At 65.9% G+C, this 21,282-nt stretch carries 17 protein-coding genes; 8 read left to right on the top strand and 9 right to left on the bottom strand.

All coding sequences use genetic code 11. From position 1 onward, the window contains the following. Positions 1–27: 27 nt before the first annotated feature. The 3 genes from J2X38_RS20665 (at position 28) to J2X38_RS20655 (ending at position 3,006) form a co-directional block, all read left to right on the top strand. Positions 28–996, top strand: a complete 969-nt coding sequence (locus J2X38_RS20665) for a bile acid:sodium symporter family protein (protein WP_310257043.1) — start codon at positions 28–30, stop codon at positions 994–996. Between the two features lie 64 nt (positions 997–1,060). Beyond that, a complete protein-coding gene (locus J2X38_RS20660) occupies positions 1,061–2,272 on the top strand; it encodes a toxic anion resistance protein (RefSeq protein ID WP_310257040.1) in 1,212 nt (403 codons plus the stop codon). An 8-nt stretch (positions 2,273–2,280) separates the two neighbouring features. Beyond that, positions 2,281–3,006 (top strand): hypothetical protein, encoded by a 726-nt coding sequence (locus tag J2X38_RS20655; protein WP_310257038.1) that lies wholly within the window; start codon positions 2,281–2,283, stop codon positions 3,004–3,006. 11 nt (positions 3,007–3,017) lie between these two features. Here the strand turns inward: J2X38_RS20655 and J2X38_RS20650 are convergent, their stop codons facing one another. The 9 genes from J2X38_RS20650 to J2X38_RS20610 all read right to left on the bottom strand — a co-directional run bounded on the left by J2X38_RS20650 (position 3,018) and on the right by J2X38_RS20610 (position 13,922). Then, on the bottom strand, positions 3,018–3,341 hold the full coding sequence (locus J2X38_RS20650; protein ID WP_310257035.1) for a hypothetical protein: 324 nt from the start codon (positions 3,339–3,341) through the stop codon (positions 3,018–3,020). Beyond that, positions 3,338–3,943: an RNA polymerase sigma factor gene (locus J2X38_RS20645; RefSeq protein WP_310257033.1), complete on the bottom strand. Its 606-nt coding sequence runs from the start codon at positions 3,941–3,943 to the stop codon at positions 3,338–3,340. Before J2X38_RS20645 ends, J2X38_RS20650 begins: the two co-directional genes overlap by 4 nt. Then, positions 3,870–4,478, bottom strand: a complete 609-nt coding sequence (locus J2X38_RS20640; RefSeq protein WP_310257030.1) for a hypothetical protein — start codon at positions 4,476–4,478, stop codon at positions 3,870–3,872. Before J2X38_RS20640 ends, J2X38_RS20645 begins: the two co-directional genes overlap by 74 nt. A gap of 202 nt (positions 4,479–4,680) precedes the next feature. Next, positions 4,681–6,084 carry an FAD/NAD(P)-binding protein gene (locus J2X38_RS20635; RefSeq protein ID WP_310257026.1) on the bottom strand — a complete coding sequence of 468 codons (1,404 nt, stop codon included), beginning with the start codon at positions 6,082–6,084 and terminating at the stop codon, positions 4,681–4,683. After that, positions 6,081–6,974 carry a TauD/TfdA family dioxygenase gene (locus J2X38_RS20630; RefSeq protein WP_310257023.1) on the bottom strand — a complete coding sequence of 298 codons (894 nt, stop codon included), beginning with the start codon at positions 6,972–6,974 and terminating at the stop codon, positions 6,081–6,083. The genes J2X38_RS20635 and J2X38_RS20630 overlap by 4 nt, the downstream gene beginning before the upstream one ends. Positions 6,975–7,082: 108 nt before the next feature. Continuing rightward, a complete protein-coding gene (locus J2X38_RS20625; protein ID WP_310257020.1) occupies positions 7,083–8,756 on the bottom strand; it encodes an arylsulfatase in 1,674 nt (557 codons plus the stop codon). Between the two features lie 130 nt (positions 8,757–8,886). Continuing rightward, positions 8,887–9,840, bottom strand: coding sequence for a TauD/TfdA family dioxygenase (locus J2X38_RS20620; RefSeq protein WP_310257018.1), 954 nt, complete (start codon positions 9,838–9,840; stop codon positions 8,887–8,889). A gap of 111 nt (positions 9,841–9,951) precedes the next feature. Next, on the bottom strand, positions 9,952–12,390 hold the full coding sequence (locus J2X38_RS20615; protein WP_310257016.1) for a TonB-dependent receptor: 2,439 nt from the start codon (positions 12,388–12,390) through the stop codon (positions 9,952–9,954). A 638-nt stretch (positions 12,391–13,028) separates the two neighbouring features. Next, a complete protein-coding gene (locus J2X38_RS20610; protein WP_310257014.1) occupies positions 13,029–13,922 on the bottom strand; it encodes a MurR/RpiR family transcriptional regulator in 894 nt (297 codons plus the stop codon). A gap of 251 nt (positions 13,923–14,173) precedes the next feature. On the opposite strand from J2X38_RS20610, the gene J2X38_RS20605 reads away from it, so the two are divergent. From J2X38_RS20605 to J2X38_RS20585, 5 genes are all read left to right on the top strand, one after another. Continuing rightward, a complete protein-coding gene (locus J2X38_RS20605) occupies positions 14,174–16,351 on the top strand; it encodes a TonB-dependent receptor plug domain-containing protein (RefSeq protein WP_310257011.1) in 2,178 nt (725 codons plus the stop codon). 87 nt (positions 16,352–16,438) lie between these two features. Further along, positions 16,439–17,386, top strand: coding sequence for a phosphate/phosphite/phosphonate ABC transporter substrate-binding protein (locus tag J2X38_RS20600; protein WP_310257009.1), 948 nt, complete (start codon positions 16,439–16,441; stop codon positions 17,384–17,386). Further along, positions 17,383–18,108: an ATP-binding cassette domain-containing protein gene (locus J2X38_RS20595; RefSeq protein WP_310257006.1), complete on the top strand. Its 726-nt coding sequence runs from the start codon at positions 17,383–17,385 to the stop codon at positions 18,106–18,108. The genes J2X38_RS20600 and J2X38_RS20595 overlap by 4 nt, the downstream gene beginning before the upstream one ends. After that, positions 18,105–19,100, top strand: coding sequence for a phosphonate ABC transporter, permease protein PhnE (phnE, locus tag J2X38_RS20590; protein WP_310257004.1), 996 nt, complete (start codon positions 18,105–18,107; stop codon positions 19,098–19,100). Before J2X38_RS20595 ends, phnE begins: the two co-directional genes overlap by 4 nt. Positions 19,101–19,134: 34 nt before the next feature. Further along, entirely contained in the window at positions 19,135–21,243 is a 2,109-nt protein-coding gene (locus J2X38_RS20585) for a phosphocholine-specific phospholipase C (protein ID WP_310257002.1), read from the top strand. Positions 21,244–21,282 lie beyond the last annotated feature (39 nt).

Genomic DNA, 21,282 nt, shown 5'->3' with positions numbered 1-21,282 from the left:
TTTCTCATCCCGCCATCGCTCAAACCAATGCTGGCCCGCATCTTCCCCGATCGCTTCGTCCCCGTGCTGTTCGCGACGATCCTGCTCGCGAGCCTGCTGCCGGTGCGCGGCGCGGCGGTGCCGATCGCGGGAGGGCTGTCGACCGCGGCGATCGTCTTCCTCTTCTTCCTCAACGGCGTACGCCTGCCGCGCGACGAAGTTCTGCACGGCATCCGTAACTGGAAACTGCAGGGGAGCGCGCTCGCTTTCTGTTTCGGTTTCATGGCGCTGCTCGGCCTCGCCGCGCAGGCGGCGACCGCGTTGCTGCTCCCCGCGACGCTCGCGCTCGGTTTCCTCTTCCTCGGCATCCTGCCCTCGACCGTCCAGTCGGCGACCGCGGCGAGCAGCCTTGCCGGCGGCAATGTCGCGGCGAGTGTCGTCGCGGCGGCGCTGCTCAACCTCAGCGGGGTCGCGCTCTCACCCCTGCTTTTCGCACTGCTCGCCGGAGCCGAAGGCGATATCCATGGCGAGGCGGTGCTCCGTATCGTGTCGATCCTGCTAATCCCCTTCGTCGCGGGACAGCTTGTCCAGCGCTGGCTGCGACCGTGGGTCCTCGCGCATCGCGGCCTCGCGACCTTCATGGACCGCACCGCGATCGCGATCGCGGTCTATGTCGCTTTCTCGGCCGCGGTCGTCGCGGGGATCTGGAGTCTGCTCGACGGGCGCGAGATCGCCATCGTGTTCGCCGCGGTCGCGGCGCTGCTCGCGCTCTCGTTCGGCGGCGCGTGGGCACTCGGCGGGCTGCTGAAGCTTGCACGGCCCGACCGCATCACCCTGCTCTTTTCGGGGGCGCAAAAGAGCATCGCGGTCGGCGCGCCGCTCGCTGCGACGCTTTTCCCGCCCGCCATCGCCGGCATGGTGCTCGTTCCGATCCTCGTCTATCATATGGCGCAACTGATCCTGTCCGCATGGATCGCGCCGGTGCTGCGGTCGCGGCAGGGTGTGGTGCTTGAATAACACAGATGCGCATGCCATATAGGCATTGGCCAGATTTTCTATTGGGTGGCTGGAAGGAAGACGAATGAGCGAACTGACCGCGACGGCAACCGCGACCGACGAGTTGAAGCTGACCCCGCCCGATCCCGTGCCCGCAGTTTCCCCCGAAAAGGCCGCCGGCCTCGTCCCGCTGTCGACCGAACAGAAATCGAAGCTCGAGGAACGCGTCGACGGCTTTATCGACGACCTCGTCGCGCAGGACGTCAACTCGCCCGCGTTCGGGCAGAAGGTCGACCAGATCACCAACATGGGCCGCAAGGAAATGCTCGAGGCGGCAAACCAGTCGAACCGTTTCCTCGACCGCCCGATCAAGGCGATGGACCGCGACACAGATATCGGGATGAACCTGATCGAGCTGCGCAACACCGTCGAACGGCTCGACCCGTCGGCGAACGGCAAGCTGCTTTCGAAGCGCGGCTTTTTCGACAAGATTCTCGGCAACAAGGTGGGCAATTATTTTGCGCAGTACCGCAGCGCGCAGACGCATATCTCGGGCGTGCTCACCGCGCTGTCGAACGGCAAAGACGAACTGTTGATGGACAATGCCGCCATCGACGTCGAGCGCCGTAAGCTGTGGGAAGCGATGGGCAAGCTTGAGCAGATGGTCCACATCGCGGGCACGCTCGATGCCAAGCTCGAGGCGAAGGCGACCGAGCTCGACGGCATCGACCCCGCCAAAGCGAAGGTGCTGCGCGAGAACGCACTCTTCTATGCACGCCAGCGCACGCAGGACCTGCTCACCCAGATGGCGGTGACGGTGCAGGGCTATCTCGCGCTCGATCTCGTCAAAAAGAATAATGTCGAACTGGTGAAGGGCGTCGACCGCGCCTCGACCACTACCGTCGGCGCACTGAAAACCGCGATCACCGTCGCACAGGCGATGACGAACCAGAAGCTGGTGCTCGAACAGATCACCGCGCTCAACACCACGACCGCGAACATCATCGACGGCACGTCGAAGATGCTGAAGGACAACACTGCGCGCATCCACGAGCAGGCAGCGTCGAGCACGATCCCGATGGAAACGCTCCAGCGCGCGTTCCAGAATATCTATGACACGATGGACGCGATCGACACCTTCAAGCTGAAGGCGCTCGACAGCATGAAGACGACGGTGACGACGCTGGAGGGCGAGGTCGCGAAGTCGAAAGGCTATATCGCGCGCGCCGAGGGTGCGAGCCAGGCGCAGGCGAGCGTCGGCGGTGCCGACAGCCCGCTCGCGTCGCTCGAAGGCTAAGGCACATCATGACAATGAGCGAAGTCGACAAGATTCGGGTTACGGCCGCCTCCGCGATCGAACGGTCGCGCGAGCGCCGCCGCCCGATCGGCACCAAGAGCGTCGCGCTGCGCCGCCAGCATCTCTATAAAAAGCTCGGCCGCGTGTTGATCGCAGGCGGGATCGTACTGATCGGCGCCGCCGTCTTTGGCGCGCTCATCCAGCCGCTCGGTTTCACCGGGCTGCTCGCGCTGTTCATCCTGCTCATCGGGGTCGCGGTGCTGTTCGGCCGCTCGCCCTTCCCCGAACCACGCCAGGCCGATCTGCCCAAGGCCGACTTGAAACAGCTCGCCGGCCGCACCGAAATCTGGCTCGAGGCACAGCGCCCCGCGCTCCCCGCCCCCGCGCGCCAGCTCGTCGACGGCATCGGCGTCCAGCTCGACCTGCTCGCGCCGCAGCTACAGACGCTCGACGTATCGAGCCCCGCTGCGGCGAACATCCGCAAGCTCGTCGGCGAGGATCTGCCCGAACTCGTCGCGGGCTATCAGCGCATCCCCGCGGGGCTGCGCACCGAAGCGCACGCCGGCCGCACCCCCGACGAAACGCTCGTCGGCGGGCTGAAGATGCTCGAAAGCGAGATCGGCAACGCCGCGCGCAGCCTCGCGGCGGGCGAACTCGACAAGCTCGCGACGCGCGAACGCTATCTCCAGCTCAAATATCAGGGCATCGATGGCGAGGATGTGCCCGCCAGCTAAAGTCGGACGCGCTAGGCTTGCCGCCAGCGCTGCGTCCCGAACCAGAGCAGCAGGATAAGCAGCAGCGGCGGCGCAAGCCCCCAATGCCCCGCCCCGGCGAGCGGCGCGAGCAAGGGCGCCGATGACAGCAGCCACAGCGCCGCGAGCAGCGCGCCGACAGCGAGCGCCTCGAACGCGAAGCTGCGCCAGAAGCGCGACCGCGCGCGCGCATAGGCCGCCTGCGCATCGATCGCGCGCTCGACTCCGGCCGCAAAGCCGCGATCGCCCGGCCGCGCGGGCGGCGCCAGCATCGCGGCCAGCATCGCATCGATGTCCCGATCGTCAGGCGCCGTCATGCGTCCGCTCCTTCGCCGATCATCTTCTGCGCCTTTGCCCGCCCGCGCAAGACGAGCGATTTGAGCGTGCCCAATGGCAAGCCCATGATCGCGGCCGCCTCGCCATGCGACCAGCCATGGCCGAAGCATAAGGTGAGCGCGGCGCGCTCCTGCGGCGACAAGGCGCCGAGCAAGCGGTCGGCGTCGATCGCGGCGTCACTTGCCGGGCGCGGATCGATCGATGCCGCAGCCTCCTCCCCCGCTGCCAGTCCCTCGCGCCGCCGCGCGGTGCGCCGCTGGTCGAGGAACAGCCGCCAGCCGATCCCCATGACCCACGCCGCATAACTCCCCTGCCCCCGATATTCGCCCGCGCGCTGCCACGCACGTACGAAAGCTTCCTGCGCCAGATCGTCGGCGTCGCACCCGGCGGCACGCGACAGGAAAGCGCGCAACCGCCCTTCGTGCCGGAGCACGAGGAGCTGGAAAGCGGCGCGATCTCCCCCGGCGACACGCTGGTTGAGGGCCCAATCTTCTTTGGCGCTTGCCTCATCACGCAGCGGCGCGCTCCTCGGCAGCCGCGGCGCGCGCGAGGCGGCGGCGAACGAGCAGCGCGATACCGACAAAGGCCGGGAAGAGCGCCGCGCCCGCCGAAACGCGGATCAGCTGCTCATTCCCCTGGATCAGCCCGAAGCCCGCCATCGCGAGGCCAATTGCAAGCAGCACCAGCGCATTGCGGTCGTCGCCTCCACTGGCCGTTTCCTTGTCGCCCTGTCCGCCGAGATGCTCATACGGCTTGTTAAGCTTGTCGATCAGCGGACTCACCGCATCCGACTTGGCCTCGAGCGCGCGGCGGATCGAGCGATGCAACATCCAGGCGTGAAGCAGCCGTGCGAGCAGGAAAAAGCCGACGACGAACAGCGCGACCATCGTGATATTTTCGAGCAAGCTGAAGAAACCGTCGCTGACCGCGACCAGCTCGGTGGTCGGCGCGGGCGCCGGCACATAGGAGGCCACTTCCCGCGGGCTGATATAGGCGGCGACATCTTCTGCGCTGAGCGATTCCCCGGCCGGCACCGTGATCGTCGTGACGGCGGGGGGCACCGCGGCCGGGGCGGAAACCGTGGCGGCAGCGGCCGCTGCGGCAATCAGAAAACCCATTATCACTCTCCTTCATGCCGCGTCGACATGGTGAAACCACAGGCGGCGGCCTCCGGCAAGGCGGAGATGATCTGCACCGGGGAGCACATATCGACCACCGCGCGACGCCGCCGCCCGGACTGACGCGGGGGCCGATCATGGACTGGACGGCACGACGCGCGCCAATGGATGCAAGGGGAGAGTTTTTTTGGGGGTGAGGAGCCTAAAGCCCCTCGCCGCCCGTCCAGTGCGCGTTGACGAGGCGGCGCGCGAGCGCGCTCACCTGGCCCCGGATATCGGGGACCGCGACGACTTCCCACAGGTCGCCGCGCGTCATCGGGCCGATCGCGAGGATATGCTCCGACGAACGGCCCGACGCATCGACGATATGCCCGTCGCGGTCGATATCGAGCCCGAGGCGGAGCGCATCGGGGCGGATACGTCGCGCACCGAGCAGGCGTTTCACCAGCGGGTCCGACGAGCGCAGCAAGTCGCCCTGCGGCCCGGTGCAGTTGATCATCCGCGCGGCGTGCGTCGTCGTGAGTTCCGCTTCGCCGCGCGGCAACCAGGACACGGCGAGCGCATCGGGTTCGACCGCGACATTTGCGATCTTTCCGGCGCGAAAATGAAGCTGCCCCGACGCGACAAGCGCATCGATCCGGTCGGCAACCTCGGGCGCGAGCCGGTGGCGATGGACGTCCCAGAAGGGGCGCAGGTGGCGCAGAAAGCGCGCGCGCTTTTCGGCATCGGCGGCCGACCACATCATCTGCGTGATCGGGCGGATCGAATCGACGACCAGCCGCCAGTCACGCTCCTTCGCCTCGTCGCGCGCCCAGCGCACCAGTTCGGACAGGTCGGGTGCGGGCTTGGCAAGCACGGGCTTCGGACGGGGCAGGCCGTCGATATGGCGATGCGGGCGCAGGCCGCGGCGCGAGAGCGCGGTGATCGGTCCTTCGAAGCCTTGCGCGACGAGCCGCAGGATCACGTCGACCGCGGTCAGCCCGGTGCCGACGACGAGCACCGGCGCCTGCTTGTCGAGCCCGTCCTCGAACGCACTCGCCCACGGATCGCCGATATAGCGATGCGACGGCAGGTGCGCGCCCTCGATCGCCGGCGGGTCGTGCGGCGGCAGATTGCCGATCGCGAGCACCGCGCGGTCGGCCTCGATCAGCCCGCCGTTGACGAGCCCGAGCGTCACCTGCCCGCGCTTCTCCTCGATATCGAGCACCTCGTCGTCGACAAGCTTCAGCCGCCGCCCATATTTCTCCATCGCCGCGCGCAGCGTCTCGCGCAAATAGCGGCCATAGGTGGCGCGCGTGACGAATGCCGCCTCGCAGCCGAGCCCGCGCGCGCTTAGCCAGTCGCAAAAATGGTCGGGCCGGTCGGCAAAGGCACTCATATTGCCCGCGCGGACGTTGAGCAGGTGCGAGGTTTCGGTGCTGCTATACGCAACCCCCGCACCCATCCGATGCCGGTCGCGCTCGATCAGCAGCACCTCGACATCGGGCTGTTCGAGCAGGTTGATCGCGAGCAAGGTCCCCGAGAAACCCGCACCGACGATCGCGACGCGCGTCGCGGTGCGAAAACGCGGGCGCGGCGAATGAAGCTGCGCTTCGATCATCCTCATCGGGTTACCACGTCGCCCGACACCGTCACGCGTTCGAGCGCGCGATACTCGGGCCAGTAATCGCCTACCGCATAATGCTGCGTCGAGCGATTGTCCCAGATGCCGATCGCGTTCGGGGTCCAGCGGAAGCGCACCTGATATTCGGGCACCTTGATCCGGTCGAACAGCAGGCGGAGCAGGCTGTCGCTCTCTTCCTCGCTCACCCCGACGATGCGGCTGGTGAAGGTGTAGTTGACGTAGAGGATCTTCTCGCCAGTTTCGGGGTGCGAGCGCACGACCGGATGGCGCACCGGCGGGAAATCGCGCGCGAGCTGTGCGCGCTTCTCCTCGGTCACGCGGCCGCCGAAGCTGCGCACAATGTCATGCTCGGCCTCGAGCCCCTCGATGCGGTCCTTCACCGGTTGCGGCAGCCCGGCATAGGCCGCGACGGTGTCGGCCCACATCGTGTCGCCGCCGAGCGGGGGCAGATGCCGCGCGCGCAGGATCGATGCGATCGACGGCCGCTCGCGGAAGGTCACATCGGTGTGCCATTTGTTATACGCCTGGAACGGCGCCAGCGTCTCGGCGGTGAGCTGGACGCCCTCGACGCCTTCGATCTTGAGGATTTCGGGATAGCCCTCGACCGACGGGATCACCGGATGGCCTTCGAGATCGCCGAACAGCTCGCCCAGCCGGACATGGCTTTCGTGGCTGATGTCCTGATCGCGGAAGAACACGACCTTGAAGCGCAGCCACGCGGCGCGCAGTAAATCGGCCTCCTCGGAAGAGAGCGGTCGGTCGAGATCGAGCCCGCCGATCTCCGCCCCGATCGCCGGGGTCGACGGCGAGATCGAAACGCCGAGCGATCGCGCGGTCTCGAACAGGTCGGGGGTGTTCAGCTGCGTGGCCATATGCGGTCCTTTCGCTCGTTCGATTCGGAATATTCCCAGAACAGCGAAAGTAACTCAACTTATATGATTGACAAGTCATAACGCGCCGAAGCGCATGATATGCGCGACCTACGGCCGATAAGGGATGGCGTCGGGCAGAATCACGCCGACATCCTGCGCATAACGATCCCACGCCGCCGCCAGCTCGGCCTTACGGTCGGGCTCGGCGAGCGACAGGTCGCGCGTCTCGCCGGGATCGCGCGCGATGTCGAACAGGCGCCAGATGCCGTCACCGATATCGGTGAGCTTCCAGTCCCCGCGGCGATAGGCGCGCGATCCGAACAGCTCGGCCCCCACGCCGTCGTCATCGCCATAGACGCGCGCGTCGGCGTTTTTCAGCCACGCGGCCCACGACCGGCCGGTGATCGGCACGACCTTGCGCCCCGCGATCTGCGTCGCCTTCGCATCAGCGCCCGCGAGGTCGAGCAAGGTCGGTGCGATATCGGCGACCGACAGATATTGCGTTTCGGCGCCCTTGCGCGCCACGATACCCGCGCCGCTGATGAAGGCGACCGCGCGCGTGCCGCCCTCGCTTTGATAGCCCTTGGTCAGCCACGACGGCGCGGTCGCCGCCTGCGCCCAGCCCGCACCATAGGTCAGGTACGACGACGCCGTGCCGCGATTGGCGAAGCCATTGTCGGCGCCCTTTAGCGGCGCGGCGAGCATCTGCGCGCCGGTGGTCTCGACATCGAGCGCCTCGGCGCCATTGTCGGCGAGGAAGACGATCACGGTGTTGTCGAGCTCGCCCGAGGCGCGCAGCGTTTCGATCACGCGGCCGACATTCTGGTCGAGCCGATCGACCATCGCGGCATAGATTTCCATGTTGCGCGCGGCGAGACGCTGCTGATCGGCGGTCAGCGAATCCCAGCTGCCATCGCGGTTTCGCGGGGTGTGGGCTGTAACGTCGGGCGCGAGGATACCCAGCTCGCGCTGCCGTGCAATGCGGCGTTCGCGCAGCACGTCGAAGCCTTCGTCATAGCGCCCCTTGTAGCGCGCAATGTCCTCCGCCGGGGCTTGCAGTGGCCAATGCGGCGCGGTGAACGCCAGATAGCCAAAGAAGGGCCGCCCGGCTTTCCCCTTCGCCGGGCGCTCGCCGAGAAAATCGATCAGCCGCGTCGCGAAATAGTCGCTCGAATAGAAATCGGTGGGCAAGCGCGTAACGACCTTGCCATCTTCGCGATAGGTCGCGATCCCGCGCGTGCCAGGACTGACTTCCGGTTTAATATCGGTGCCATAATGATTGTGCCCACCCTGCAGCAGCGCAAAGCTGCGCTCGAACCCGCGCGCGTGCGGGTCCTGTTCGGGGGTCAGGCCAAGATGCCATTTGCCCGACAGCAAAGTGCGATAGCCGCTCGCGCCAAGCCGCTCGGCGAGCGTCGCAACGTCGGCGCGCAAATAGCCTTCATAGCCCGGCTTGCCCTGCTGGTTCGGGCGGATCATTTCGGCCATCGTGCCGAGCCCGGCGCGATGATTGTCTGTCCCCGACAGCAGCATCGAGCGCGTCGGTGAACAGGTCGGCGCGGTGTGGAAGCCCGCGAGCCGGATGCCGTTCAGCGCGAGCTTGTCGAGGTTCGGCGTGCGGATCTCGCCCCCGAACGCGCCAAGGTCCGAATATCCGAGATCGTCGGCGACGATGACGAGCAGGTTTGGCCGCCGCTCCTTCGCCTGCGCAGACCCGACGGTCGCGGCAGCACCGATCAGCGCGGCAAAAAGCAGACTGGCGAAACGCGAACCATGGGTCATCGGGTGGTCTTTCGAAGGTAAAAGGTCGGCGCGCCCGGGCGAATGGAACCGGGGCGCGCCGCAGACAGGGCCGGCGCAGTCACAGGAAGGGAGAGGAGAACCACAGGCGCCGGCCGATTTCGCCATTTCGTTACGCCGGTTCGTATTCTACCGCCTTTTCCTTGCGGACGGTGCGGCTGCGGCGCCCGTCGATCGCGACCGGAACCTCGCCCGAAATCGTCGCGCGACGGAGCGTCCGGCGCTGCAGGCCGAAGTCGGCGGTCGCGCGGTGCTGCGTCGACTGATTATCCCAGATCGCCACGTCGCCCTCGCGCCAGCGCCAGCGCACGACATTTTCGGGCTTGGTGATATGGTCCTGCAGCGTCTGGAACAGCCGCGCGCTGTCGGCCGCGTTCAGCCCGACGAACTGCTTGACGAAATGGCCGAGCAACAGGCTGCGCTGGCCGCTGACCGGATGGACGCGCACGACCGGATGCTCGGTTTCGTACACCGTCGAGGCGAAGACATTGCGATGCTCCTTGATCCGCTTCGCCGCGCTTTCGCCGTCGGGCGCCGATTGCAGGATCGACGCATAGTCATAGAGGTTGGTGTGCGTCGCCCACAGATTGCCCACGAGCTGGCGCAGCACTTCGGGCAGGCCCTCATAGGCGGTTTCGCCATTCGCCCATTGCGTGTCGCCGCCCGCTTCGGGGATCGTCAGCGCGCGCAGGATCGATGCCTTGGGATAGGCGTCGACAAAGGTCACGTCGGTGTGCCAGCTCGACGCCGCATAGCCTTCCTTGCTGTCGAGTTCGAGCAGGTAGCGCGAGCCTTCGGCAACCGGCACCGTCGGATGCGCGACCGGATCGCCGAGCAGCGCCGCGAAATCCTCATGCTCCTGATCGGTCAGATGCTGCTGGTCGCGGAAGAAGAGTACCTTGTGCCGCACGAGCGCGGCCTGGATGGCCTGCACCACCGGCGCGGGCAGATCGCCCGACAGCTCGACACCGTGGACAATGGCGCCGATCGTGCCGGTCACCGGTGTGATTTCGAGCGGGATATTCTTGTCGCGCGCATTGGCATAGCTGTTGTGAAGGTCCGCCATGTCAGTCTCCTTTGGGGGTTGGACGGCGGGGGTATCCGGCAAGAGCCTCTGCGGGCGGTCGTCGAATGGGGTGGGCGCGTGGCTGACGCGCAAAGGGAGCGGGCGCGGCCATCACAGCTTCGTCCGCAGCGTCGCGCCGATTGTGCGCGGTTCGCCGATCAGCGAGGTGACGATGCCGGTGTTCTGCGCCGACAAGGTCTGGAAATAATCCTTGTCGAACAGGTTGCGCGCCCAGATCGACAGGTCGAACAATCCGTCGTCGGTGCGGATGCCGATGCGGGCATTGGCGATGCCATAGGCCGGAACATCGGCATAACGGCTGTCACTCGACGAGGTGTTGAAGGTCGAGCGGTGCGAATAATCGGCGTGGCCGTATAGCGACAGGTCGCGCCCGCCGAGATTGCCGAGCGGCGCCGACACGTCGCCGCCGAGCGTATAGGTGAACTTGGGAACGCCCGGCAGCTGCTCGCCCGTCAGGTCCTGGATGCCCCCCTGATTGAGCCGCTCGGGCGCCTGCGGCGCGGTGCGGTAATCGCTGTACGTCGTGTCGGCGTAAGCGACCGACGCATAGAAGCTGGCGCGTTCGCTCGGCGCGAAGCTCAGGTCGCCTTCGACCCCGCGCGAGCGGACCCCCGGAATATTCGCGATATATTGGCGGACGTTGACCGTGTTCGGCACCTGCTCGGTGATCGCGGTCTGATAATCGCTGATTTCGGTCCAATAACCCGCGACGTTGAGTGTCACCGCCTTGTCGAACCACTCGGACTTGATCCCGAGTTCGTAGCTGTCGACCTTTTCGGGCGCGACATCGGGATCGATCCCGGCGGGCAGGTTGGTGAGGTTGAGGCCGCCCGACTTGTTGCCGCGCGAATAGGTCGCATAGGCCAGCGCGTCATCGCTGAACTGCCACGACAGCGTCGCGAGCCCCGACACGCTATTGTCGGTGAAGCCCGTCGAATAGCTGGTGACGGGGTTAAATTGCGCACGGAGCGCCGCCGCCTGCGCCGCCAATCCGGCCGGGAGGGTCGCGAGATCGGTTCCCGCGACATGGATCTGCGTGAACGAACCGCTCTTCTTTTCGTGCGTGTAACGAAGCCCCGCGGTGAGCGTCAGCCGGTCGGTGAATTTCCAGTCGAGCTGGCCGAACAAAGCATAGCTTTTGGTGCGGGGGTCCGAGGTCGAGTTCGCCTCGAAGCCGTTGAGTGCGGCTTCCCATGCGGCGAGCGGGATCGGCGAGGTCGCGGGGCGGTTCCACAGCGCGGCGGCGGGGCCGTAGGCGCTCGCGCCCTTGCCGCGGATGACCTGCCAGAAATAATAGGCGCCGACGACATAGTCGATCGGGCCTTCGGTATCCGACGCGAGCCTTATCTCCTGGCTGAACTGGCGCTGGCGGTTCGCCTGCTGCGCCTTGACGATGACGGGGAGCGAGGTCGAATCGCCGTCGTTCGCGGGATTCCAGTCCCACCAGCGATAGGCGGTGATCGAGGTCAGCTTGGCCGCGCCGATGTTCCAGTCGACCTGCCCCGACACGCCATAGCCGTCCATGTTCGACTGATAATGGCTGTTCGCCTCGCCGCGCCGCGCGAAGGGGTCGATCGTCGGGAAGCTGTACCCCGGGAAGCGCGCCGCACGCTCGGCAAAGCTATTCGGGATCGCCGCGCCATTTTCATAGGTGCCGAAATAATCGGCGAAGACGTTGAGGACGTGGTTCTGCTTCTGCCGCGCAAAGTCGCCGATGATGCGGACTTCGAGGTCGGCGGTGGGCGTGAACAGCAACTGCCCGCGCACGCTCCAGTTCGAATAATCCTGCGCGCGCTCATTCTGGGTGTCGTTATAAAGGAAGCCGCGCCGCTCGGTCACCGAGCCGCTGACGCGGACCGCGAGCAGATCATCGATCAGTGCCCCCGATGCCGACCCGCGCAGCTGGTAATAGCCGTAATCGCCGACGCTCGCCTCGCCCGAAAATTCGGGGTCGAAGCTCGGCTTGCGCGAGCTGATGTTGATCGCGCCCGATGTGGTGTTCTTGCCGAACAAAGTCCCCTGCGGCCCGCGCAGCACCTCGATCTGCTGCAAATCGACCAGGTCGAACTGCGACTGGCCGACGCGCCCATAATAGACATTGTCAACATAGAAGCCGACGCCATTCTCGAGCCCGTCGTTGGTCAGCGCAACATTGCTGCCGAGCCCGCGGATGTTGATATTGGTGTTGCGCGGGTTGAAGCTGAACACTTGCAGGCTCGGGACGATCTGCTGGATCTGCGTCAACGAGTAGTTGCCCGTCGCCTCGAGCTGCGACGCGCCGACGACCGACAATGCGATCGGCACATCCTGCGCGCTTTCGTCGCGGCGGCGCGCCGACACGATGATCTCGGCGCCGTCGTACGAGGCGGCAGACGCGGCCGCCACCGCAGCGCCGGCGGCTTCTCCGTCGACTTCGGCGCCGTCGGCAGAGGTTGTTTCGGTTTCGGCGGCAAAGGCCGGTGCGGCAGGCATCAACAGCGCCGCACCGAGCAGAAACTTCAAACGATGATCGGGAGAGAAACGGTTCATTATATTGGGTCCCCGGGCGGTGATCCCGCCCCCTTTTTGATGTGATGGATGGTGGCGCGATGCGCCGTGTCGGATCGGGACGCCGCCAGCTCCGCCCCCCACAGCGCCCGGGCGGCGCTGCGCAGGGACGCAGGATAGCGAGCCAGATCCGACAGGTCGGATTGGGTCAGCAAAGGCATGATTTTTCCCCGCGCCGGCGCTCGGGTGCCGGACGTCAAGCCGCAAACGTCTCGCGTGAGGAGGCGCGGCTGGAGATGATGGAAGGCCGCTGGGCGCGAAGGGCGCGGTCGGTCCGCTACCCCGCACTAACGCGCGGCGATGATCTAGTTGATGCTACTACACATACGCATCGCAATACCCCTTCTGGGGGAACGCAATGCCTGGCGATGTCGCCCGAGCATCACGCGCTTTAGCCGTTGGTAACGCGGAGCAAGCTGCTTCCCGGTCAAAAGCCGCGGGTCGAGGGGGAGAGCCCGTCATTCGTCTCGACCAGTCCCGAATGACAATGTCAACTTAATCGATTGATTTTAGATTCGTCAACGCCGGAGGCCGCTTTTTCCGACGAAGAAAATCTATCGGCGGACAAGCCGAGGCTTATCCGCCGATGATAAATTCCGTGAGGAGATCGCGCCCGCCGGTCAGAAGCGCTTGATCGAGAGCACCTCGAAAGTCTGGCGCAGCGTGTCGATCGAATGATCATAATCGCCGAGCGCGAGCGCCGCGATCAGCGCATCGACGACGCAAAGCTGGGCGATCCGGCTCGTCATCGCCTCGGTGCGAAAGCGCGTTTCGCGCGCCATGGTGAAGAGCACGACATCGGCATAGGCCTGGATCGGCGAGCGCGCGAAGTTGGTGATGACGATCGTCCGCGCCCCGGCTTCCTTCGCCAGCCGTGTCGCCGCCACCGTCTCATGCGTCGCGCCGCTGTGCGAAATCGTCAGCACCGCGACGTCGGGATCGCAGCGTGAGGCGCTGATCGCCTGGATATGGCTGTCGGTGACCACGCGCGCGTCGAGCCCGATACGCAGCATCCGGTAATGCGTGTCCTCGGCGATCGGCGCCGACGAGCCGATGCCATAGATTTCGACGCGCTTCGCGGTCCGGATCGCACCCACCGCGCGCGTCAGCGCCTGCGGATCGAGCACCGAGAGCGAGTCGCGCAGCGCCTGGATTCCCGAATGAAACACCTTGCGGCAGATCGTGTCCATATCGTCGTCGCGACCGACATCCTCGTGGATGAACTGCACCGGCTGGACCACTTCGCGCGCGAGGCTGAGCTTCAGATGCTGGAACCCCGACAGGCCGATGCCGCGGCAGAAATTGACGACGCTGCCCTCGCTCACCCCGACGGCTTCGGCGAGTTCGGTGATCGACATGCGGACGATCTCTTCGGGCTGCGCCAGGATATGGTCGGCGATGCGCCGCGCACCCCGCGCCATAGTGCCATGAGCCATTCTCATTCGTTCGAGCGCATTTTCGATCGGCGCCCGATCGTCCCCCGCCGCTTTCGACGCCCCGCCCGTGTCATTCATCTTACGCAATTCTCCGTCAGAATCCGAATGTCCGCCCCCGCGGGACAGAGAAGGTTAGCCGAGATCGCAACATTCCGAAAGTGCAATTTGCTCATTTTTATATAAATCTAAAATTGAGCAAATTTCATTCAACTGTCACACGCCGCCCCTAGCGGATGCCTCGCACATTGGTGCGGCGCAGCATCGAGTCGTGAACACGGCCATCCCTGCCCCACCGAATGTGATCGCGATTCTTCAAAAGGGGCATGATTGTGCACAAGGCTACCAAATTTCGTGCGGCCATGGTTTTTGGCCTGATGCTGTCGGCGAGCGCGCTGCCGTCGGTCGCCTTCGCCGCCGTCGATGAGGCGACCGCCGACAGCGCCGACGCCGGTTCGGACGCGGGCGACGAGATCATCGTCAACGGCACCGCGGCGGTCGAGGCGACGCCGCTCGCCGCCGCGGCGGTCGAATATGGCAACGCCGTGCAGATCGTGACCTCCGAAGAAATCGCCGCAACGGGCGCGACCAACTTCGCCGAAATCGCGCAGTTCCTGATCAAGGGCGCGAACATCGGCTATTCGCCCGACGAGGGCGAATATACGATCCGCCTCGACGGCGGCAGCGACCGCGACACGCTCGTCGTGCTCGACGGCGTACCGCTCTACGATCGCGGCCCCGCGCTCGAGGATATCTGGGGCTCGACGACGATCGACCCGCACATGATCGAGCGCGCCGAGGTGTTCCGCGGCGGCAACAGCCTCTTTTTCGGCAGCAACGGCGGCATCGGCGTGATCAGCCTCGTCACCAAGCGCCCCGACGGCACCAGCAAGTTCGAGCTTGGCGCGCAGTACGGCGCGTTCAACACGCGCGAAATCTGGGGCAACGCGCGTTTCCCGATCGATCCCGAGGGGCGCCACAGCCTGATGGTCTATGGCGGCAGCATCCAGACCGACGGCCCGCGCATCTTCGCCCCCGAATCCTATGTCGACAATGTCGCCAAGGCGGGCGGCATCCAGGACTATCCGCTCAACCGCAGCAACATCGGCGTCAAATATCTGTGGAAGGTCGACGACAAGAGCGAGTTCCGCGTGAACGGCCAATATACGCAGATCGAATTCCACGACCCCTTCCCCGACGCCGAAACCTTTTCGCCCAACCGCGTCCGCTATCCGATCGTCGATTTCTCGCTCGACCGCCGCTGGTCGGACAATTTCTACACCGAAATCGCGGGCTACTGGAGCAACCCGCGGCTCAACAACACCGAGACCTTCGCCGAAATCTGCAAGACCCCCGCGGGCTGTGCCGATCCGACGACGGGCAAGCTGATCCGTTTCGGCGATGCGACGGGCAAGTCGATCCCCTTCCCGAACAAGGGCTTCGGCAAGGATTCGAAGGTCGGCGGTTTCCGCGAAATGGGGCTCAACGTCCGCAACACGCTGTCGCTCCCCAACATCGTCGAAGTCGTCGCGGGCGTGCAGGTCGTGTCGTACAAGAATGACTCCGACCCCGTCTTCCCGATCTCGAACAAGGCGAACACGATCACCGGCGTCTATGCCGATTTCCGCCCGGTGATCCCGTTCAGCCCCGACACCAAATTGTCGCTCGCGCTACGCACCGACTTCGCCGACAGCTTCGGGTCGCGCACGATCTGGAAATTCGGTTTCCGCCAGCCGATCGGCGCTTTCTATATCCGCGGCAACGGCGGCACGTCGTACAGCCTGCCGCGCACCAACGAACTGTTCGCCCAGAGCCCGACTCTGGTCGGCAACCCCGACCTCAAGACCGAGGAAACCGAAACCTATAACGGCGGCATCGGCTTTTCGCAGAGCTTCGGCAATGTTGAGGTGAATGCCGAGGTCGGCGCGTTCCGCACCGATGTCACCAACCGCATCCAGACGACGTCGGGGCTCACCCCCAACACCTATTTTAACAACGACCGCATCACCGAGATCCGCGGCCTCACGGCCGAGCTCGACGTCCGCGTCGGCAAGGGCTTTTCGTTCAACGTCAACTACACCAAGCAGAAGGCGCGCCTCGACGGCAGCAAGCTGCAGATCAACGAGACCCCCGAATATATGATCGGCGGCAACGTCCGCTGGACCAGCCCCGACGACCGCTTCTCGGTCACGCTGTTCCCGCGCTATCAGGGTCCCGAATATGCGACGGGCGGCGTCAACAATTCGCTGCGCCACAATTTCGGCAATTATTTCCTGCTCAACGGATCGATCGGATACCGTCTGGGGGACGAGCGCCAGCACCAGATCCAGCTGCGCGTCGTCAACATCTTCGACAAGGAATATGCCGAACGCTACGGCTACGGCAACATGCGCTACAGCTCGGCGTTCATCCGCGGCGAGATTGCGCTCAATAGCCCCGAATATTTCTATGGCTATGAGTTCGAGGGCAAGCCGCGCGCGGTCTATGTCTCCTTCTCGACGATATTCTGATCGAGCCGGTTCGGAGAGCCCGGTTCATGCCGCTGTCACAGCCCCGTCGTAATCGCCGCTCGTTTTTCGGGTCGACGGAGATTGTGTATGCGGCGGTGGATGATTGCGGGCGTGCTGGCGGCGCTATGCGTCGCCGGCACGGCCTGGCTGACCCTGTCGCCGCGATCAGCGTCACCGCGTTCGGCCCAGCCGCCGCTCCGCGTGCTGCTGATCCCCGCCGACGGCGGGACCGAGAGCGGCACGCTTGCCGACTATCGCCCGATCTTCGACGCGGTCGCGCGCAGCACCGGCCTCAGCTTCGACCTCAAGGTCGCGCAATCCTATGGCGGGGTCGTTGAGGCGATGTGCAACAATGCCGCCGATATCGCCTTTGTCGGATCGGTCACCTATCTGCAGGCGCAAAAGCGCGACTGCGCCGAACTGCTCGCCGTCGCGGTCAAGTCGGGCCGTTCGGTCCATTATTCGGGGCTGTTCGTCCGCGCCGACTCGCCCGTCCGGTCGATCGCCGACCTCCGCGGCCGGCGCGTCGCGTTCGGCGACATCAACTCGACCTCGGCCTTCATCTTTCCCGTCGCGATGTTCCTCGATGCCGGAATCGACCCTGTCCGCGACCTGTCGGCGGTACGCATGACCGGCACGCATGCGAACAGCCTCGCCGCGCTGATCAACGGCGAGGTCGACGCCGCCGCGCTCTCGTTCGACAGCTATGACAAGGCGGTGCGCGCCAATGTCCCCGGCGCGCGCGACCTTCGCGTGGTCGCGCGCAGCGAGCCGATCCCCTATCCGCCGCTGATCGCGAATACGCGCCTCGATCCAGCGCTGCGGGCCCGTCTGCGCGGCGCTTTCGAAAGGATCGATCGCACCCCCGGCGTCACGCCCGAAATGATCCGCGGCTATGGCGGCGCGCGCGTCGACGGCTATGTCGGGCATCTTCCCGCCGATCACTTCGACCCCGCTGCGCGCAAGATGGCGCAGGTCACCCCGGCGCTGAAGGACGAAATGCTGCGCAAGGCCGCCGAAAGGGCGGCGCGATGATCGACATCGGCATCGCCGATCTGTGCGTCCGTCATGCGGGCGGCGCCGACGCGCTCGCGGACGCCACGCTCTTCATTCCCGCCGGCCAGTTCTGCGCCGTACTGGGCGCGTCGGGCGCAGGAAAATCGACGCTGCTCCGCGCGATCGCCGGACTGGTCGCGCCAAGCGACGGGCGCATCCTCTACGACGGCGCGCCCGCCAGCCGCGCGCAGCGCCGCCGCATCGGCCTGATCCCGCAGGATTTCGCGCTGAGCGGCCGCGCCAGCGTCGCGCGCAACGTCATGGCGGTCGCCGATATCGACATCGCGCGGTCGCTCGCCGGCCTTTACCCGCCCGCCGACCGCATGCGCGCCGCACACTTGCTCGCCGGCCTCGGACTCGACGAAGCCCAGCTTACGCGCCGCGCCGACAGCCTGTCGGGCGGGCAGCAACAGCGCGTCGCGGTTGCGCGCGCGCTGCTCCATCGTCCCGCGATCATTCTCGCCGACGAACCGATTGCCAGCCTCGACCCGGCGACGGGCGAGGCCACACTCGCGCTGCTCCGCAACGAAGCGCGCAGCCTCGGCGCGACCTTGCTCTGCAGCCTGCACCAGCCCGAACTCGCGCGCCGCTTCGCCGATCGCATCATCATGCTCGATGCCGGGCGCGTGGTCTTCGACGGCCCGCCCGCGATGCTCGACGGCGAGCGGACCCTGCCGCGAATCCGGGCGGTGGCACGGTGAGCCCGGCCGTGCCCTGGCGCTTCCCGTCGCTGCTCAACGCGCGCGCCGTCGCGTTGCTCGCCGCCGCGCTGCTGACCCTCTGGTACACCGGGCAGCGCGTCGAGATCGGCCGGATGCTCGCGCTCAGCGGCGAGGCGGTGCTGGCAGAGGCGGGCCTGGCCGACCGGTCGCAGGTCGCCGACGGGCTCGGCTCGACGCTGGCGCAATTGGTGCCGATCCAATTGTCGTCGCGGCGCGAGGTCAGCCGCATCGAGGGGTTCGACCCCGATCGCCTGCCGCCCTTCGCGCGCGTCGAAACCATCGAAACGCGCGTCACCGAACTCAATCCCGAAACGCTGCGCCGCGAAGAGCGTATGGTGCGAACCGCGTGGCTGGTCGAACCGTTCGGCTATGCCTTCCATGTCGCGGCCAAGATGCTCGAGACGCTCGAGATCGCATTATGGGGTAGCGTGATCGCAGTACTGATCGGGATGCCGCTCGCGCTGCTCGGCGCGCGCAACGTCACGCCGCACCCCGCGTTGCGAACAGGCTCGCGCGCCGCCTCGGCCTTCCTTCGCGCGATCCCCGAGCTGATCGCAGCACTGTTCCTCGTCATCGCCTTCGGCTTCGGGCCGATCGCCGGGGTGCTCGCGCTCGGGCTGCATTCGGCCGGGTTCCTCGGCAAATTTTACGCCGACGATATCGAGGATGCCGATCCGCGCCCGCAGCAGGCACTAACGGCGATGGGCGCCGGGCGCCTGACCATCTGGGGCAGCGCGATCGTGCCGCAAGTGCTGCCGCAGCATATCGCCTGCACGCTCTACACCTTCGACCGCAATGTCCGCATGGGGTCGGTGATCGGCCTCGTCGGCGCGGGCGGCATCGGGCAGGAACTCAAGGGCCGCTTCGACCTCTATGAATATGGCCATGTCGGCACGATCCTGATCGCCATTTTCCTTGTCATCCTGACGCTCGACCTCGTCGCCTCGCGCGCGCGGCAGGCGTGGCGATGACACCCCATTTCCCCTTGAACCCGGAGTAGTTTGGATGAGCAATTCGAGACGCGATTTCCTGAAGGCCGCAGGCGTTGCAGGCTCCGCCGCCGCCTTTCACGCGAGCATCGGCCGCGCGCTCGCTATCCCGGCGAAGCGGACCACGGGCACGATCAAGGATGTGCGCCACATCGTCATCCTGATGCAGGAGAATCGCTCGTTCGACCATTATTTCGGGACGATGAAGGGGGTTCGCGGTTTCGGCGACCGCCATCCGATCCCGCTCGCGGGCGACAAGAATGTCTGGTTCCAGAGTAACGGCGCGCGCGACCTGCCACCCTTCCACCTCGACACCGCGCGCACCAACGGCCTGAAAGTGCCGGGCACCCCGCACAGCTTCTCCGACGCGCAGGCGGCGTGGAATCAGGGCAAGTTCGGCCTGTGGCCCAAGTTCAAGACCGACTATTCGATGGGCTATTACAAGCGCGAGGACATCCCCTTCCAGTTCGCGCTCGCCGAGGCGTTCACGATCTGCGACGCCTATCATTGCTCGATCACCACCGGCACCGATCCCAACCGCATCGTCTTCTGGTCGGGGTCCAATTTCGACCCCGAGGTCGCCGCGACGGGCACCAACTGCCGCGACGACAAGTCCGAACCCAATAACCTCCGCTGCTGGATCAAGGGTGCACTGCCCGAACCCGGCTATACCTACGCCGGAAACGCGCTCGAATGGGCGACGATTCCCGAGGTACTCGAAGCCGCCGGGGTCGACTGGCGCATCTATCAGGACCCCAACGACAATTGGACCGGGGCGATGCACGGCGGCCTTGCCTTCAAGGGCTTTCGCGACGCCAAGCCCGGCTCGCCCATCTACGAACGCGGCATGTCGCATCATTCGCTCGAAAAGCTCGCCGAGGACGCAAAGAACGGGACGCTCCCCGCGGTGTCGTGGGTGCTGCCGCCCAAGCAATGGTCCGAACATCCCTCGGCCTCGACCCCGATCGAGGGCGCCGAATTTACCGCATCGGTGCTCGACGCGCTGACCGCCAATCCCGACACATGGGCGGGCACCGTCTTCTTCCAGACCTTCGACGAGAATGACGGGTTGTTCGACCATTTCCCGCCCGCCGCGCCGCCGTCGTACAATGCCGACGGCACGCTCGCGGGCAAGGCGACGCTCGCGCTGCCCGGTCATTATTTCGACGATCATGAGGATAAATATCTGTCGCGCGACGACAGCATCTCGGGAACGACGCGGCCGTTTGGCCTCGGCCCGCGCGTGCCGATGTATGTCGTCTCGCCGTGGAGCAAGGGCGGCTGGGTCAGCAGCGAGATATTCGACCACACCTCGGTGGGTCAGTTCCTCGAACAACGCTTCGGCGTTACCATCCCCGCGATCAGCCCCTGGCACCGCTCGGTGTGCGGCGACCTGACCTCGTGCTTCGACTTCTCGAAGGGCGCCGACGCGGCCTTCCCCGCGCTGCCCGATGTCAGCGGATCGGCCACGATTCTCGGTGCGCACCTCCAGCGGCCGAAGGCGCTGCCGCCGCGCGTGCCGCAGGACCTGTTCCAGGAAAAGGGCATCCGCCGCTCGCGCGCGCTGCCCTATGTGCTCCACGTCGACGCGCGAATCGACGCCGGCGGCCAAGCGGTTGTGCTCGATTTCATCAACGAGGGTGCGGCGGGCGCGGTATTTCACGTCTATGACAAGCACAACCTCGACAGCATCCCGCGCCGCTATACGGTCGAGGCGGGCAAACGAATCGACGATCGCTGGAGCGTCGGGACCGACGGGGCGTTCGACCTCTGGGTTCTCGGCCCCAACGGCTTCCACCGCGCCTTCCGCGGCACGCTCGCCGACGCCGCGCGCGCACCCACAATGACCGCGCGCTACAACGTCAAACAGCGCGCCCTCGCTCTCACCCTCACCAATGAAGGCAGCGATGCGCAGGAAGCAAAGATCTTCCGCGACGCCTATGCCCCCGCGGCCGGCAAGACGGTGACGATCGCGAGCCGCGGCAAGGCGGTCGAGGCGTGGCCGACCCCGAAGGATCATGACTGGTACGACGTCACCGTCGCGCTGCCGGGCATGGAAGCACGTCTCGCGGGCCGCATCGAACGCGGCGCGCACGGCATCAGCGATCCGCTGACATTGGCTTAGGAGGATACCGGTGCCGGGCGCGCGATCGGGCCGCCCGGC

This window comes from Sphingopyxis sp. BE235, from assembly GCF_031457175.1.
Taxonomy (GTDB): Bacteria; Pseudomonadota; Alphaproteobacteria; order Sphingomonadales; family Sphingomonadaceae; genus Sphingopyxis.
Note: the sequence above shows the minus strand (reverse complement) of the source record. Positions and strands in the feature narration are given on the sequence as shown.

Bases quoted from the DNA above. Each gene is read 5' to 3' on its own strand.
- J2X38_RS20625 (WP_310257020.1), bottom strand. From the start codon at position 8,756: ATGACCCATGGTTCGCGTTTCGCCAGTCTGCTTTTTGCCGCGCTGATC.
- J2X38_RS20640 (WP_310257030.1), bottom strand. From the start codon at position 4,478: ATGGGTTTTCTGATTGCCGCAGCGGCCGCTGCCGCCACGGTTTCCGCC.
- J2X38_RS20655 (WP_310257038.1), top strand. From the start codon at position 2,281: ATGACAATGAGCGAAGTCGACAAGATTCGGGTTACGGCCGCCTCCGCG.
- J2X38_RS20585 (WP_310257002.1), top strand. From the start codon at position 19,135: ATGAGCAATTCGAGACGCGATTTCCTGAAGGCCGCAGGCGTTGCAGGC.
- J2X38_RS20630 (WP_310257023.1), bottom strand. From the start codon at position 6,974: ATGGCCACGCAGCTGAACACCCCCGACCTGTTCGAGACCGCGCGATCG.
- J2X38_RS20595 (WP_310257006.1), top strand. From the start codon at position 17,383: ATGATCGACATCGGCATCGCCGATCTGTGCGTCCGTCATGCGGGCGGC.
- J2X38_RS20650 (WP_310257035.1), bottom strand. From the start codon at position 3,341: ATGACGGCGCCTGACGATCGGGACATCGATGCGATGCTGGCCGCGATG.
- J2X38_RS20615 (WP_310257016.1), bottom strand. From the start codon at position 12,390: ATGAACCGTTTCTCTCCCGATCATCGTTTGAAGTTTCTGCTCGGTGCG.
- J2X38_RS20620 (WP_310257018.1), bottom strand. From the start codon at position 9,840: ATGGCGGACCTTCACAACAGCTATGCCAATGCGCGCGACAAGAATATC.
- J2X38_RS20635 (WP_310257026.1), bottom strand. From the start codon at position 6,084: ATGAGGATGATCGAAGCGCAGCTTCATTCGCCGCGCCCGCGTTTTCGC.
- J2X38_RS20610 (WP_310257014.1), bottom strand. From the start codon at position 13,922: ATGAATGACACGGGCGGGGCGTCGAAAGCGGCGGGGGACGATCGGGCG.
- J2X38_RS20600 (WP_310257009.1), top strand. From the start codon at position 16,439: ATGCGGCGGTGGATGATTGCGGGCGTGCTGGCGGCGCTATGCGTCGCC.
- J2X38_RS20660 (WP_310257040.1), top strand. From the start codon at position 1,061: ATGAGCGAACTGACCGCGACGGCAACCGCGACCGACGAGTTGAAGCTG.
- J2X38_RS20665 (WP_310257043.1), top strand. From the start codon at position 28: ATGCTGGCCCGCATCTTCCCCGATCGCTTCGTCCCCGTGCTGTTCGCG.